Annotated in this window: 11 protein-coding genes; 6 read left to right on the forward strand and 5 right to left on the reverse strand. The window is 34.6% G+C overall.

Annotated elements, in window-relative coordinates; translation table 11 throughout:
* Positions 1-132: 132 nt before the first annotated feature.
* Positions 133-6,381: a YSIRK-type signal peptide-containing protein gene (locus HS848_RS08045; RefSeq protein WP_198611927.1), complete on the forward strand. Its 6,249-nt coding sequence runs from the start codon at positions 133-135 to the stop codon at positions 6,379-6,381.
* A gap of 186 nt (positions 6,382-6,567) precedes the next feature.
* Positions 6,568-7,365, forward strand: coding sequence for a Cof-type HAD-IIB family hydrolase (locus HS848_RS08050; protein WP_198611928.1), 798 nt, complete (start codon positions 6,568-6,570; stop codon positions 7,363-7,365).
* Positions 7,366-7,456: 91 nt separating this feature from the next.
* On the opposite strand, the gene HS848_RS08055 is transcribed toward HS848_RS08050, so the two are convergent.
* Complete coding sequence (locus HS848_RS08055; RefSeq protein ID WP_198611929.1) at positions 7,457-8,449, reverse strand: D-lactate dehydrogenase; 993 nt, start codon at positions 8,447-8,449, stop codon at positions 7,457-7,459.
* Positions 8,450-8,767: 318 nt separating this feature from the next.
* Between HS848_RS08055 and HS848_RS08060 the strand changes: the two genes are divergently transcribed.
* Together HS848_RS08060 and HS848_RS08065 are read left to right on the forward strand one after the other, a co-directional pair.
* The gene (locus tag HS848_RS08060; protein WP_198611930.1) at positions 8,768-9,427 is read left to right on the forward strand and encodes an NAD(P)H-dependent oxidoreductase; all 660 of its coding nucleotides are present in this window, start codon (positions 8,768-8,770) and stop codon (positions 9,425-9,427) included.
* 228 nt (positions 9,428-9,655) lie between these two features.
* Positions 9,656-11,149: an aldehyde dehydrogenase family protein gene (locus HS848_RS08065; protein ID WP_198611931.1), complete on the forward strand. Its 1,494-nt coding sequence runs from the start codon at positions 9,656-9,658 to the stop codon at positions 11,147-11,149.
* 119 nt (positions 11,150-11,268) lie between these two features.
* Here HS848_RS08065 and HS848_RS08070 read toward each other — a convergent pair whose 3' ends face one another.
* Both HS848_RS08070 and HS848_RS08075 read right to left on the reverse strand, forming a co-directional pair.
* Positions 11,269-12,201 (reverse strand): alpha/beta hydrolase family protein, encoded by a 933-nt coding sequence (locus HS848_RS08070; RefSeq protein ID WP_198611932.1) that lies wholly within the window; start codon positions 12,199-12,201, stop codon positions 11,269-11,271.
* A gap of 201 nt (positions 12,202-12,402) precedes the next feature.
* Complete coding sequence (locus HS848_RS08075) at positions 12,403-13,671, reverse strand: ABC transporter permease (protein ID WP_198611933.1); 1,269 nt, start codon at positions 13,669-13,671, stop codon at positions 12,403-12,405.
* A 210-nt stretch (positions 13,672-13,881) separates the two neighbouring features.
* Here HS848_RS08075 and HS848_RS08080 point away from each other — a divergent pair, with 210 nt between their 5' ends.
* Positions 13,882-14,508 (forward strand): TetR/AcrR family transcriptional regulator, encoded by a 627-nt coding sequence (locus tag HS848_RS08080; protein ID WP_198611934.1) that lies wholly within the window; start codon positions 13,882-13,884, stop codon positions 14,506-14,508.
* 114 nt (positions 14,509-14,622) lie between these two features.
* Here the strand turns inward: HS848_RS08080 and HS848_RS08085 are convergent, their stop codons facing one another.
* Together HS848_RS08085 and HS848_RS08090 are read right to left on the reverse strand one after the other, a co-directional pair.
* Complete coding sequence (locus HS848_RS08085; RefSeq protein WP_198611935.1) at positions 14,623-15,429, reverse strand: VOC family protein; 807 nt, start codon at positions 15,427-15,429, stop codon at positions 14,623-14,625.
* Positions 15,430-15,821: 392 nt separating this feature from the next.
* A complete protein-coding gene (locus tag HS848_RS08090; protein WP_107508018.1) occupies positions 15,822-16,103 on the reverse strand; it encodes a GNAT family N-acetyltransferase in 282 nt (93 codons plus the stop codon).
* Between the two features lie 182 nt (positions 16,104-16,285).
* Between HS848_RS08090 and HS848_RS08095 the strand changes: the two genes are divergently transcribed.
* Positions 16,286-17,251 carry a metal ABC transporter solute-binding protein, Zn/Mn family gene (locus HS848_RS08095; RefSeq protein WP_198611936.1) on the forward strand — a complete coding sequence of 322 codons (966 nt, stop codon included), beginning with the start codon at positions 16,286-16,288 and terminating at the stop codon, positions 17,249-17,251.
* The last annotated feature ends 135 nt before the right edge of the window (positions 17,252-17,386 follow it).

The raw sequence follows: 17,386 nt of genomic DNA on the forward strand, positions 1-17,386 counted from the left end.
TTTTTAGGTTTGAATAGAATGTTATTACAATTATAAATAGAATATATATAAAATAGTATTGTACTTAATTCGAAAAGGTGCTATTCTATTGAAAGTTACACAACTAGAATCTACAACAAGGACGTGAAATATTTGAAACCAAAATCTAAACAAAAAGTAGGATCATTTTTGAATAGATATAATTACTATTCTATTAGGAAATTTACTATTGGTACGGCTTCAATTCTCTTAGGTTCGACCTTAATATTCGGTATAAGCAATGAAGCTCAAGCCCAAAGTGAAGATGGTGCTCATACATCTGAACAACAAACAACTGAAACAACTTCTCCGACCGCTCAACCGGATGAAGTGATAACCAATGAAACAAATAAAGACAACAAGAACGTCCAAGGCGACTCAGAGCCTTCGACACCGACATCTAAGGAGAAAGCAACGACTGAGCCAACCTCTGACTCAACGTCTACGACAAGCTCTCCCTCAAACAAAGATTCAATTCAAACACCCACTGTAACAAATACTACTCAAACTGATACTAATAAAAATGTTGTAACAGAAGATAAAGAAAACGTTAATAAACATGAGAAAACTACAAATCAGAACTTTTCAAAAAATGAAGAACAAGCAACACCAAATTCAACTGAAACAACTACTGACGAAAAAACAACTACTAACGAAGAAACAAGTACGACTACTAATAATGAAAAAGATTTAAATGAAAGTAGAGCAATTAGCACTCGTTTAGCAACTAGAGAAGCCTCTGACGACACAACGACGGCGTCTACACGAGAAATGAGTGATGATAGCGCTGATGAAATAGAAGTCCCTCAAGAATTTGTGGATAGATATAATAATGCAAGTGATAAGAGTCAACTTGTACATGATTTGCTTTCAGAGTCATATGATAGTAATGATGTAGAAGAAATCCTTAAACGTGCAGATATTGACTATGCTTCTACTGATGCCAAAGAAGTATTTCAGACTATAATGTATGCCGGTTTACAATATGCTAAAGAAAAGGCATCGATATTTACTACCTATGCAGTGAGATCTACAGGTGAAGGCGCTAATATTAATAATACTGAAGTTAATTCATTAGAAGATTTAAAACGTGTTATTGGTATTGATCCAAATTCAGGACTCACAATTAATGGAGATGGAATTACTTCGTTCTCACAAACACCCGCGCATTATACTGTACAAGTTCAACCTAACCGTCGTGCGAATCGCATGAATTTTACTATCACATGGAAAGTCAATCGCTCAGCTCCTGAACCTGCTCATAACGCAGATTTAGGCGGTTTTAACTTTGGTTCAGGTTATAATGTACCAAGTTCAATTCAAGGAAATTATAACGTAACTGGTGTTACTGGTAACTCTGGGACTATTGAAATGAATAGAGGCTCCCATCCGAGTTATCCAGCAGGTTATGGATTAAATTCTAGAATCTCTATTAACAAATATGCTGTAGGAAAAGATGGACGTGTAGAATATCGCTTTAGTCTTCCAGTACGTGATTGGAATGGTGACTTAAGTTTCAATGGGAATGTGATGATGTTCCAAACAGGTACTGGTAAAGCAGAACCAACATCACATGATAACTATTTTTACGGCTCAACAAGCGTCCAAGGTACGAACAAACCTGAAGAAAATATTATTACAACGGATGATGCATCAGAAGTAGAAACGACACCTTTCCAAATTGAGTACGTCATTTCTAAAGATGTTCCATTAGGCCAACAAGTCGTACAACAAGAGGGACGTAATGGGAAACGTGGTGTGCTTTATTCAGTAGTAAAATATAAAAATGAAATTATCGGAAGATTCGTTAAAGAAACATATGATAATGAACCAGCAGTAAATAAAATCGTTAAACTTGGTATTGGACAAGTGGATGATTCTAATATCAATGGCCCACTTGCACCAATTGTGGAACCACAACTTTCAGGCACTAACGTAGTCAGTGGTGAAACAAGTCCTAACGCTCAAGTTAAGATTAATGTTGGTGGTAAACAATACAATACCACTGCTGATAATACTGGACACTTTAGCTATACCTTACCTAATTACACATTACAACAAGGCGACCATATTACAGCGGTAGCCACTTTGAATGGTAAGAACAGTAGCCCAGGTAAAACGATCGTACCAAGAGACGGTAGAACACCAGATATCAATACGAATGTAGTACGCGGTCAAGATAATCATAAACCAGGTAGCTGGGTTACAATTACTAATGCTACAACTGGTCAACAAATTAGTCACTTCTTCGTACCTGATGGGTTACCTGGAAGAGACGGAAGTTCTGTAACAATCACAAATGATTACCATGATGCTAAAACGGGTGATCATGTTATTGAATTTAGTGATGGTAGAACAATCCGTATTCCAAAAGGTGACAAGGGCGATAAAGGTGATAAGGGCGATACAGGCGCACGAGGACCAGCAGGGGCACGTGGCCAAGCCGGACCGAAAGGAGATAAAGGCGACAAAGGCGATAAAGGTGACACAGGTGATCCAGGCCAATCAATTACTGTTAAACGTATTACAAAAGATAATGATGGTAATACAACTGTGGAATTCAGTGATGATTCTTCAATAATAATTCCAGCTGGCAAACCGGGCCGAGATGGCACATCAGTAGGCATTGATACTATCAATAAAGAACCTAATGGCGATACAGTAGTGACGTTTACTGACGGAAAAACAATGACAATTCCAAAAGGCGAGAAAGGTGAGCGCGGTGAGAATGGACAAGATGGTCATGACGGAACATCAATTGGTATCACGAAAATTGATACAGATAGTGATGGAAATAAGATTGTCTACTTCACTGATGGAAAAACGATGACCATCCCTAAAGGTGAAAAAGGCGATAATGGCCAAGATGGAACATCAATTGGTATCACGCATATCGATACTGATAATGAAGGAAATAAAGTTGTTCATTTCACTGACGGCAAAGTCATGACAATACCAAAAGGACCGAAAGGTGAAGACGGAACATCAGTTGGTATCACAAACATCGATACAGATAATGACGGAAACAAAATCGTTCACTTTACTGATGGAAAAACAATGACAATTCCAAAAGGTGAAAAAGGAGAAGATGGTACATCAATCGGCATTAAATCAATAACTACTAAAGACAATGGCGATACTGTGGTTACCTTTACTGATGATAAAACAATGACTATTCCAAAAGGCGCTAAAGGCGATCGTGGGGACAATGGACGTGATGGACAAGACGGCCATGATGGCACATCAATAGGTATTACAAATATCGAAACAGATAAAGATGGCAATAAAGTTGTACATTTTACTGATGGAAAAACAATGACAATTCCTAAAGGGGACAAAGGTGCCGACGGTAAAGACGGCCAAAACGGTCAAGATGGAACATCAATTGGTATCACGAATATTGACACAGATAAAGATGGTAATAAAGTCGTTCATTTCACAGACGGTAAAGTCATGACAATACCAAAAGGCGAAAAAGGCGCCTATGGAAAAGATGGTCAAGATGGCACATCAGTTACAATCACAAGCACGGAAACAGATGGTGATGGTAATAAAGTTGTTCACTTCAGTGATGGCAAATCAGTCACAATACCAAAAGGTGACAAAGGCGCCGATGGTAAAGACGGACAAAACGGTCAAGACGGACATGATGGCACATCAGTAGGTATCGCGAAAACAGAAGTTAACGAAGCAGGCGATACAATAGTAACGTTTACTGACGGTAAGACGATTACAATACCAAAAGGTGCTAAAGGTGAAAACGGTCAAGATGGTACGTCAATTACAATCACAAACACAGAAAAAGATAATGATGGTAATACAGTTATCCACTTCAACGACGGAAAAACAGTGACGATCCCTAAAGGTGATAAAGGCGATCGTGGCGATAATGGCCAAGACGGCACATCGATTACAATCACAAACACAGAAAAAGATGATGATGGCAACACAGTTATCCACTTCAATGATGGAAAAACAGTGACAATCCCTAAAGGTGACAAAGGTGATCGTGGTGAAAACGGTCAAGATGGTCACAATGGCCAAGACGGCACATCGATTACAATCACAAACACAGAAAAAGATGATGATGGTAACACAGTTATCCACTTTAACGACGGAAAAACAGTGACAATCCCTAAAGGGCCTAAGGGAGATAAAGGCGACCGTGGTGACAATGGTCAAGATGGCCACGACGGTGCATCAATCGGTATCGTAAACATTGAAACAGATAGCGATGGCAATAAAGTAGTTCATTTTACTGATGGTAAAACTATGACTGTTCCAAAAGGTAACAAAGGTGAAGACGGCACATCAGTCGGTATCGTGAAAACAGAAGTCAATGAAGCAGGCGACACAGTCGTAACATTCACAGACGGTAAAACAATCACAATACCAAAAGGTGCAAAAGGCGACAAAGGTGAAGATGGCACATCAATCACTATTACAAGTACAGAAACAGATAAAGATGGTAATACTGTCCTCCACTTTAATGATGGAAAAACAATCACAATTCCTAAAGGTGATCGCGGTGACAATGGTCGTGACGGAAAAGATGGCACATCAATTGGTATCGTAAACATCGAAACAGATAGTAATGGCAATAAAGTGGTGCACTTCACTGATGGTAAAATCATGACAGTTCCAAAAGGTGATAAAGGTGAAGATGGTACATCAGTCGGTATTGCGAAGACAGAAGTCAATGAAACAGGCGACACAGTCGTAACGTTTACAGACGGCAAAACAATCACAATACCAAAAGGCGCTAAAGGTGACAAAGGCGATAAAGGTGACCGTGGTGACAATGGCCGTGATGGAAAAGATGGTCAATCAATTACAATTGTTAATCAAAAAGTTACCCCTGATGGTAATACTGTCATCGAATTTAGTGATGGTCACTCAGTTACAATTCCTAAAGGTCAAGATGGCCATTCAGTTACAGTAAAAGAAACTCATAAAGATAAAGATGGTAACACTGTAGTAATCTTTAGTGATGATAATTCTATTACTATTGAAAAAGGCCAAGATGGTCGCGACGGAAAAGACGGTCGAGATGGCCGAGATGGCCGCGACGGACGTGACGGTAGAGATGGTCAAAACGGCCAAAACGGTAATAATGGCTATAACGGTCAAAATGGCAACAACGGAAATAACGGTAACAACGGTTATAACGGTCAAAATGGCAATAATGGAAACAATGGAATCAACGGCACTAATGGTCGAGATGGAAAAGATGGCCAATCAATTACAATTGTAGGCCAGAGAATAACATCTGATGGTAGCACAATCATCGAATTTAGTGACGGCCACTCAATCACAATTCCTAAAGGCCAAGATGGTCACTCAGTTACTGTGAAAGAAAGCCATAAAGATAAAGATGGCAATACTGTTGTAACCTTCAGTGATGGTAATACAATTACTATTGAAAAAGGCCAAGACGGTAAAGACGGCAAGTCAATTACTATTACAAGTCAAAGAATTACCAAAGACGGTAGTACCGTAATTGAATTTAGTGATGGTAATAGCGTTACAATTCCAAAAGGTCAAGATGGTCACTCAGTGACAGTAAAAGAAATTCAAAAAGATAATAATGGTAATACAGTCATTATCTTTAGTGATGATAAAAAAGTGGTAATTGATAATCAACCACCAGCTCCACCACACGAAACTCATACGCCACAAAATATCGTAAACCATTATTATATTGATAATCATAGAAATACGAATATATTCTTAGCTGACGGTAGACAAATCAAAATACCTTGCATGGGTAATAATGCAGCAACGATTAATTACTATTACATGGACAAGGATGGTAATATCCATATTGACTTTAACAACCATCCAAGTATTGTAATCCCAAGAAAGCCAATTGAAGTGACACATATCAACCATAATTACTATGATCATAATTTCAATTACAACTATGGTTATAACAACCCACCACATGTTAACCATGGTTATAATGGACAACAACACTTTAATTATGGTTACAATAATCAACAGCATTTCAATGGATATTCTAATCAACAAATGCATTATGACTATAATAACCAATCACACTTTGACAGATATTATGGCCACGACCATCGTCAATTTGTAGATCACTATGAATTCAATCATTATGGTCATAACGGTGATAATTACTCAGATAGATATAATCATGTTTCATCATATGAAAATATGACTACACAAGGTCAAGGCTACACTATGACAGAAGCTATGAATCAATATCGTTCTATAGTAGCTAAACGCTATGCTTTACCTAATACAGGTCAATCTGATGAACTATCATTAGAATATTTATTATTACTTGTTGGCAGTTTATTGTTGTTAAAAGGCAGTCGCAAACAGCAAACTAAATAATCTAACTATGCTAGATTAAAGATATTAAGCGTTCCTTTTCTTAATGGGAAAGGGGCGCTTATTTTAATAATGAAAGTCATTTCAAAATGTGAATATTGTTTCATCCTGTCGTGGGTATCTTCAACCTATAGACTATGAACTATATAATGAATGAGAATATAACATAGTGCATAAGGGGGAACGAATATGGTTAAAGCAATTGCTGTAGATATGGATGGTACATTTTTAGATTCAAACAAAGCCTATGATAAAGCACGTTTTGACAAAATTTTTCAAGAATTAAAGTCACGACATATTGAATTTATCGCTGCTAGTGGCAATCAATTTGCGAAACTGAAATCTATTTTTGGAGAAAGAGATATGTTCTTTATTTCTGAAAATGGGGCAGTTATTTATCACGGAACAGAATTATATAATTATCGTAGTTTTAATAAAAAGGACTATAAAGAAGCAGTAGATTATTTAAACATTGATAGAAAAATTGATGAATTTATAGTGTGTGGGTTAAAAAGTGCCTATATTTTAAAAGATACAAGCGAAGCATTTAAAAAAGATGCGCATTTCTATTATCATCAACTAGAAGAAATTGATTCGTTCCAACCGTTACCAGAAGATGAATATGTGAAGATTGCGCTTAATATTAATCGTGACACACATTCAACACTCGATACTGATTTAGAAGAAAAGTTTAGCGAGACGATTAAACTTGTTTCAAGTGGGCACAATAGTATTGATATTATCATGCCGAATATGACAAAAGGTCGAGCGCTTACTCGATTATTAGAAGAGTGGGAAATGCCAACTTCTGAACTTATGGCATTTGGAGATGCGAACAATGATAAAGATATGTTGGAATTAGCAGAATATAGTTATGTAATGGCAAACAGTCAAGATCAATCGTTATTTGATATCGCAAAAGCAGTCGCACCAAGCAATGACGAACAAGGTGTCTTACAAATTATCGAACAAGAAGTATTGAAATAGTAGTATTGTTGGCAACTTTCCTAACAATATAAAAAAGGATGAAATCTCCTCACATAGAGATTTCATCCTTTTTAATTATATGATTACTATCTTAGTTTAATTGAGTGTCACATTTACCTGTATTGATAACAGATAATGCAGCGTTTAATCCACCTTCAACTAAGTTTCTTACAGCTTCATCTGAGAAGAATGCAATGTGTGGTGTTACTAAGATATTTTCATTTTCAATTAATTCTAATAATGTTTTATCTTCGATTTCTTTATTAGTCCAGTCATATGTGAAGTAAGCTGCTTCATTTTCATAAGTATCGATAGCAGCACCTAATAAAGTACCGTTGTTAACTGCTTTAATTAATTCAGGTGTATCGATAACAGCACCACGTGCAGCGTTAACTAATACAGCGCCTTTTTTAACTTTAGAGAACATGTCAGCATCGAATAAATGGAAGCTTTCTTTGTTTGCAGGTACGTGTAATGAAATGATGTCAGCATCAGCAATTGCTTCTTCAACTGAATCTTTATATTCTAAGAAATCTAATGAATTATTAGGGTATGCATCATAACCTACTACTTTAGCACCGAAACCAGCATAGATTTTACCAGTTGCAGCACCGATACGACCAGTACCGATAATTGCTACAGTCATGTTTTTAATAGGTGTAGACATAATTGGTGCAGCCCATTTGAAATTATGTTCTTGAACGCGTTTTTCAATTGCAGGGAATTTACGAACTAATTGTAAAGCAATTGATACTGAATATTCAGCAATAGTTTCTGGAGAGTAACTTGGTACGTTAGAAATAATGATACCGTGTTTTTTAGCAAGTTCTAAATCGTACATATCGAAACCTGCAGTACGTTGAGCAATTTGTTTAATGCCATATTCTTCAAGTTTAGGATATACAGATTCTGCTAATTTACCAAATTGCATTGTAGTAACGCCATCGAAACCTTTAGCCATATCTACTGTATCTTCGCTTAAAATTTCTTCAGTCGTAACAACTTCTATATTGTTAGCTTTTCCCCAATTTAAAGCGTCATTTTTTTCGTAATCACGAGTTCCGTAAAACATAATTTTTGTCATTATATTAACCCCATTTCAATTTGTATAAAATATTAATAAATAAGTAAGTAAGACAGAAGTTACATATAGAAATGAATATTTATAATTAGAATAATGGTTGGAAACATCTCTATTACTTAACTCATAGATACATTATATTGTGAATTTATTCACAATTCAATAGATAAATATAAATTTCTTTTTAAAATGATAAAAAATTCACATAAAATTGTTATTTTTCATCAATTTTTTTCAGAACCGAAAATGTAAGCGTATAACTTTTGGCAAATGAATTTATCATTTATAATCTAACTATTACATACTTAGGAGGTATATGTCATGACTGAGATGCAAGATACGATCATTAAAGCATTTAATTTTAGACATGCAACAAAAGAATTTGATGCCCAAAAGAAAATAAGTGAATCAGATTTTAATACAATTTTAGAAACTGGACGTTTATCACCAAGCTCATTAGGTTTAGAACCTTGGCGTTTTATCGTCGTTGAGAACGAAGCGTTAAAAGATAAATTAAAACCTTATAGTTGGGGAGCGCAAAAGCAATTAGATAGTGCGAGTCATTTCGTGATTATTCTTGCTCGTAAAAATGTAACTGCATCATCAGAATACGTGCAACATATTATTCGTGGTATTAAGAAATATGAAGAAAGTACTATTCCAGCCGTAGAAGACAAATTTAATAATTTCCAAACAAACTTCCATATTAATGATAGTGAAAGAACATTATTGGATTGGGCTAGTAAACAAACTTACATCGCATTGGCTAACATGATGACATCAGCAGCATTGCTTGGCATTGATTCATGTCCAATGGAAGGTTTCGACTTAGATAAAGTGACAGAAATTTTAGCAGAAGAAGATGTAGTGGATACAGAACATTTTGCGCCATCAGTGATGGTTGCATTCGGCTATCGTAAGCACGAACCTAAAGATAAAGTTCGCCAACCAGCTGAAGACGTCATTGAATGGATTAAATAAATATAGATAAGACTACTATTAGAAGTGTTGCACTGACTATTAGTAGTCTTTTTGTTACAGGTTTTAAATCTTGAAAATGTGGAATTAAATATAAGCAAGTTATTTTATATCTCATGTAATAAAAGGTAAAATAACTTTAGTTGTAGTAAACGCTTACATTTAATCAATGTAATAGATATAGAACAATTGCAAAAGGCTTCATAAATCTTATATAAAGGATGATGAACTATGGCAAAAGTAAATGTTAGAGATTTTATAGATGAAAAATACGGATTGTTTATTAATGGTGATTTCCAAGCAAGTGAAAGTGGAGACACATTAACAGTAACAAATCCAGCTAACGGCGAAGATTTAGCAGAAGTAGCTAAAGCATCAAAATCTGATGTCGACAAAGCCGTTCAAGCTGCACATGATGCATTCGATGACTGGAGCAAAATCTCCAAAGAAGAACGTGCAGATTATTTATTAGAAATTAGCCGTCGTATTCACGAAAAAGCAGAACATTTCGCAACTGTTGAATCATTACAAAATGGTAAACCATATCGTGAAACGTCTACAATCGACGTGCCATTAGCAGCAAGCCACTTTAAATACTTTGCAAGTGTATTAACAACTGATGAAGGTACAGTTAACCAAATCGACGACAATACAATGAGCTTAGTAATTAATGAACCTGTTGGCGTTGTAGGTGCCGTAGTTGCATGGAACTTCCCACTTCTACTAGCATCATGGAAATTAGCGCCAGCATTAGCAGCGGGTAACACAGTTGTTATTCAACCATCATCATCTACACCATTATCATTAATTGAACTTGCGAAAATTTTCCAAGAAGTTTTACCTAAAGGTGTAGTGAATATCCTAACAGGTAAAGGTTCTGAATCAGGTGACGCTATCTTCAATCACGAAGGCGTAAATAAATTATCATTCACTGGTTCAACTGACGTTGGTTATGGAGTAGCTAAAGCAGGTGCAGAACGTATCGTACCAACTACATTAGAACTTGGTGGTAAGAGTGCAAATATTATCTTCGACGATGCTAACTTAGTTCAAGTTGTTGAAGGTGCTCAATTAGGTATCTTATTCAACCAAGGTGAAGTATGTAGTGCAGGTTCACGTTTATTAGTTCAATCTTCTATTTACGATACAGTAATGCCTAAACTAAAAGAAGCATTTGAAAATATTAAAGTCGGCGATCCATTTGACGAAGACGTTAAAATGAGTGCTCAAACTGGACCTGAACAACTTGAAAAAATTGAAAGCTACGTAAAACTTGCAGAAGAAGATGGTTCAGCTAATATTCTAACTGGTGGTCACCGTATTACTGACAACGGTCGCGACAAAGGTTATTTCTTTGAACCAACAATTATCGAATTAAAAGATAATAGTCATAAATTAGCACAAGAAGAAATCTTCGGACCAGTACTAGTCGTAGAAAAATTTGAAGATGAAGACGAAGCAATTAAAATTGCGAACGACTCAGAATACGGTTTAGCAGGCGGTATCTTTACTACTAATATTAACCGTGCATTAAATGTTGCTAAAGCAATGAAAACAGGTCGTATCTGGATTAACACTTACAACCAATTCCCAGCTGGCGCACCATTCGGCGGTTACAAAAAATCAGGTATCGGTCGTGAAATCTACAAAGATACAATTAAAAACTATCAACAATCTAAAAATATCTTCATAGATACAAGCAATGAAACAAAAGGTTTATACTAATAAACAATAAACCATTAAGATTAAGAAACTAACTTATATTCTTAAATAAAGAAAACGGTCATTTCTATTGGACTTCAATAGAGATGACCGTTTTTATATACATATAAAATATAAACTATTTATTCTTTAGATTCGATGTAACCCATAGCGTTATCTTTATTAGCTAGGGAAGATTGAACTTGTTTCCAACTATCATGTTCAATATCTAATAAATGACGGAAATAAGCCCATGTGACTTCTTGAATCAATCTCACACGTTCAGGATTTTCATCGGTAGTTTCTTTTACTTCATAACCGGCGATACCGCCTAATGAATGTTCAGCGCCATAAAGTGTTAATAGACTTTTAGGTCCTGGACTTAAATGGTATGGTTCCATCATCCACTCTGGACCTTGTACTGTAAGTGGATTATGGTCTTGATCACCTGCGATAACAAGTGCTGGTTTAGACATATTAGAAAATGAAGGATTTAAAAATGAGAAATTTTCTTTTGCAAATTCTGTAAGATTATCGCCACCTTCACCGGCAGTTGCGATTAAAATACCGCCCTTAACTCTTGAATCAGATAAATCTTCTCTCTTTTGAGTGTTTAAATCTAATACTTGTAAACCTAGTAAGTTACCGGCAGTTTGACCACCAAATGAATGGCCAGCTGTCGCTATTTTAGAACGATCAAGTTGATAGTGGTCACCTGGAAGGTAGTCTTCAATAGTATCTAATTGGTCTAAAATGAGCTTCATATCTTGAACTCTGTGTTTCCAAATATAAGGTTGGCATGGATCATTAGGGTCTAAATCAACGGTTCTAGAATCTAGGAACGTTGGTCGTATCACAACAAAACCATGTCTTGCCCAGAAATCAGCAAGTGGGCCATAACCATCTAAAGAAGATCCGAACCCATGTGCGAATAAGATAACCGGCGCATTATTCCAATCCATAGGCGCCGTTACTTTAAGAATGGCATCTGTATTACGTTTTGAATCATGAAGTTTAATTGTTTTTATTGAAATAATAGTGTTTTCTTTATTTAAATCTATATTTGTAATCGTCAATATAATTCTCCTTTGTAAAATGAGTGCAACTTAATGAAGCGGAGTTACTAACGCTAGATAAGATATATCTTGGTTGAAAGTAATTCATGTTCCATCAATTGAATCATCAAATTAATTTAATTGAAAGACTATTGTAAACGGCAATTCAAGATAGTGAAATCAAACTGCTCACTAAACTTTCAATTATATTTAAAGGAGCTATCATTTGGTTGGTAATTTTTTGTTTTTTACATAAACGGCTATTATTAATGAGATTAAACCAAATAATATAAATACGATAAACATCCATATTGTGCCATTCATTAAAAGATCAGTATTTTCATATAATAGACCTTTAAGTGTTGCAACATAGTGATAGAATGGGTTCCATGGAATGATATAATTTTGATAAAACTCTGGAACCATTGCTTTTGGAAGCATAACAGATTGTATAGTAAAGAATAAAAATAATATAAAGAGTGGGATAGCTCCTAGTCCTATCCATGCCATGAAACCAATAAGAAGAGATGAAAATCCTAATAACGCAAGGGCAATATAAACAGCTGTTGCTACAGGTTGATTAAAATCAAAATTTAACACAGTTCCTGTATAATATACATAGATAAATGCACCGGCAAAAGCGCCTATTACTACTGAGAATATAAGTTTACTTATGAACCATACTTTGTCTTTATGAGTCTCTAATTTATTTCTATTTTTATATACAAGATAAGATAGAATTGCCATAATCATAGACGCTAACCATACGGGAGTGAACATGGCAGAAGCGGCATTACCATTACCTTGGTGGTCTTTAACTTTATTTAAAATAGTAGTATCAATTTTTACAGGATTCATAAATTTATTATATTGATCACTTGGCACATCAATGTGATTATCCGCCAATAATTTTACATTTTTTTCACTTATCTTATTATTTAATTGGTCTGTGATTTTATTTAAAGCTTGTTGTGCGACATTAGATATTTGTGAATTACCACCTTGATTGATGATAGTTTCTATTTTAGCTTGCTTTGGTTGTGGGATTTCTGGAGAAGGCCCACCTTGTTTTTGTTGTAGTACTTTAATTTGTGTAGCAGATAATTCACCACTTTCTATTTTCTTTTTCATTTCTTTCTGTTTATCTTTCATAATTTTATTTTGTGCATTACTGATTGCATTTTTAGAAAAGTTTTTATCAAAAACGATAGCCCCTACATAGTCATTGTTTTTTAACCCCTTGTTAAGATCTTTTCTGTTATCCACTATTTTCCAATTCATTGCTTCATTGTTACTTTTTGATAATTTCTCCGCGAAACTCTTTCCTATATTAGTAGTTTTACCTTGAACTTCTATTCCTTTATCCTCATTTAAAATCGCCATAGGTATATCTTTTGGTTTCGGGTTGTAAGCAGGGTAAAAGGCTGTTGCTAAAATTATAAGAAGCAATACTATTGCTACCGGAATAAACCACACTAATTTCTTTTTCATATTTATATCTCCTTTTTTACGCAACACTTTGTTGCTTAATATACTAATTGTTATTATAATCACCTATGAAATAGGTTCAATAAGCAATCAGCACGTATGTGAATGTTAAGCAACAAAATAAAAGAAATTGTAGTTGTTTTTATGTATAAAAATATTAAAACTGACATTATTATTTTAGATGAAGATTATAAGACATGTAGGAGTGATACTATGGACCGTAGAGTTAAAAGAACAATTAATAGTATTGAAAATGCATTTATTCAATTGTTAAAAAGCTATAATTTAGAAGATATCACTATTCAACAAATTGCAGACGAGGCAGATATTAATCGAGCTACTTTTTATAAATATTATCAAGATAAATACGATTTACTAAACAGACTAGAAGACCAAGAGATTCAACGTTTGAAAAGTAAAATTGATTATGAAAAGTTAAGACAACCTAATATAAAAGAGGAAGATGATTTAAGACAATTACTTCAAGGTGTGCCCGAAAGCGTGATTCAACTTATTTCAAATAACATAGAAATATATCAAGTTTTGTTTAGTATGAAAAGACAAAGTTTAATAGAAGACAAATTATCTGAAATGATTACAAGAAACTTAATGACTATTTTACAAAAGAAAAGTAACATCAATAATATACCGTTTAGATATTTTCATATATTTATATCTGGTGCGATGATTTCTACAATCAAATTCTGGGTTTTAGACCCTAATAGAGTGTCAGAAGATGAGCTAGGAAACTTGTTGTATACATTAATGCGTACTGGTCCATTAAAACAATTAGTTATTGAATTATCAAAAAATCCTTTGAACAGATATATGGAAAATTAAACTTATAGTTATCTACATAAAAAAGAGCGGCGACAGAAATCTAATGTAATTTCAAAGATTTCGCTGCCCCGCTCGGTGAAGAATGATTAGGAATAAAGAATATATAGTTTTAAATTAGCCTGGCACGACGCTAGTATCGCTATGAACAGTTACGTCGAAACCTTCTGGTGAGGTTAAATGAGTTTCTTCCATATCTGGTTTATAAATATCAAAATGTGCTAAGCCATAAGTGTGTTCATTGTCTGTTCTTACTTCACTAGACTGCCAAGTGTTTGTGGCAATGTGATGATGATATTTTTCAATAGACATGAATAAAGCTTGTGGGTAATTAGAAATATGTTCTAAACCAATTTGTTCAATATAAAAGTCACGTGCTTGTCCTAAATCATGTGTTTTAAGGTGTAAGTGACCAATCATGCCATCTTCAGGCCAACCTTGCCAACCTTCTTCTGTGCGTTGATCGATTAAGTCATCCGCATCCACTTCTAGAGTATCCATTTTGACGTAATTGCCATCCCATTGCCAGTCTTCGTTTGGACGGTCTTGATAGACTTCAATGCCATTGCCTTCAGGATCAGCTAAATATAATGCTTCACTAACTAAGTGATCGCCACCACCAACACGTATATTTAAGCGACTTGCATGATATAAGAAGTTCGCTAAATCAGCTCGTGTAGGTAAAAGATAGGCAATGTGGAAGAGACCAGCTTCTCTGAACCCTTGACGGCGTCCGTCAGCTAAGTAGTTTAAAGTTAATGTATGTCCATGTGCACCGATATTAAATACAGTGTGTTGATCATCTTGTTCTTTAATTGAAAAGCCTAAAATATTTGAGTAAAACTGTGTCATTTTATTTAAATCTTCAACGTTTAATGTAATGTTAGTAACTTGTGTAGCTTTAGTAGTATGAAATGCATTCATAGTAAAGTGCCTCCTAAGATGAAACCTCATCTTTATCTATTATTTATATTAAGTATAATAAATATACTACTATGATAAAAAATAAGCAAGCACATTGTTTAGGAAGTTAAAAAAGAAGTTGAGATATCAATACAACCGATTAATAAAATATGACGATAGATATGGATGAAGACATCAATTTCTATTAAAAGTGTAAATCAAGGGTCGTTATACCTTTTATACAAATAGATAACGTTGATGTAATAGTATTTATTAAATTATGAAAAGGTGTTTTTAAGTTTTTTAAGTTAAAACCACGCGCGAATAACGGAGTATTGATAAAAAAGACGTAGAGACGACTCATAATTGAATCATCTCTACGCCTATGTTCGGAAAATTCTTCCTAAATTTGATTAACCAAAGTATACGTCTTGGTAATCTTTATTTTTCTCTAATACATCTTTCGCAAATGGACAAGATGCGATAATTTTCAAGTTGTTTTTACGTGCATGTTCAACAACTGCTTCTACTAATTTTTTACCTAAACCTTGACCACCTAATTCATCAGCTACGCCAGTATGATCAATATCGATTTCATTATTATCCACTTGTTTGAAAGTGATTACTGCTTGTGCGTTATTTTCATCTTCGCCAACGTAAAATTTGTTATTACCTTGTTTAATTTCTTCAGCCATGAAAATTCACTCCTTAATAATATCATAGTATTATGTATCACTTTTCCAGAAAATTAAAACATTGTATAAAAATTATATTAAATTATAAATAATATCGAAGTTAATCTACCTATACATATTGCAATTCTAGGGTAGAATAGATATAGTTGAGAACGAAATTATTACGCTCTGGAGGGCTCGTTGTGAAAAAGTTGGTCTATATCGTACTAGTCGTATGTGTAAGTGTCGCCTTAACGGCATGTAGCTCAGGACACTATACACATAATGGGAAAGATAAAATAACTACTAAAAATAAACTTAATATTTATACTACCGTCTTCGCCTTTGAAAGCTTTACGAAGCAAATTGGCGGTAAATATGTGAATGTAGATACGATTTATCCTCCAGGCGCAGATACACATACATACGAGCCTTCGCAAAGAGATATGATTAATATCGCGAAAAGTGATTTGTTTATCTACTCAAGTGATGACTTAGATTCAGTCGCTAAAAAGATTACAAAATCTATGAACAATGATGATATGAAATTAGCGGTAGCTGAGGGATTGAATCATGATGAACTATTAGAAGAAGACCATGACCACGATGAACACGAACATGAGCATCATAGTCACGAAAAAGAAAGTCATGACCCACACGTGTGGCTAGATCCAGTGTTAGATAAACAAATGAGCGAGAAAATTAAAAATGATTTAGTTAAAAGAGACCCTGACCATAAAGCGTATTATGAACAGAACTATAAAAAACTAGATAAAGATTTAACAGATTTAGATAAAAAGTTAAAACAAATCACAGCTAATCCAAAACGTGATAAAGTAGTGATTTCACATGATTCATTAGGCTATTTAGCGCATCGTTATCACTTCGAACAAGAGGGCGTCAGTGGTATGAATAATGAAGAACCTAGTCAGAAAGATATTCTAGCGTTAGTTAAAAATATTAATAATACGAAACAACCGTACATCTTATACGAACAAAACATCACTTCAAAAATCACGGATATTATACGTGATGAAACCAATGCGGAACCTGTGAGCTTTAATAATTTATCAGTATTATCTAAATCACAAGCGAATGATGAGTCGCTTACATTCCAATCTGTTATGAAGAAAAATATTCAATCTCTCGACAAAGCCTTAAATAAATAAGAAGCGGCACAACCATTTAGTGCGAGTCCAATCCTATAAACTCCTATGCAAACCAAAATGATACTATAAAAATCCCTTACTCCAACTTAATGGAATAAGGGATTTAAAGTTTTATATTTAAAATGTCATTTTGAG

The sequence above is a fragment of the Staphylococcus caledonicus genome (genome assembly GCF_016238465.1).
Classification (GTDB): Bacteria; Bacillota; Bacilli; order Staphylococcales; family Staphylococcaceae; genus Staphylococcus; species Staphylococcus caledonicus.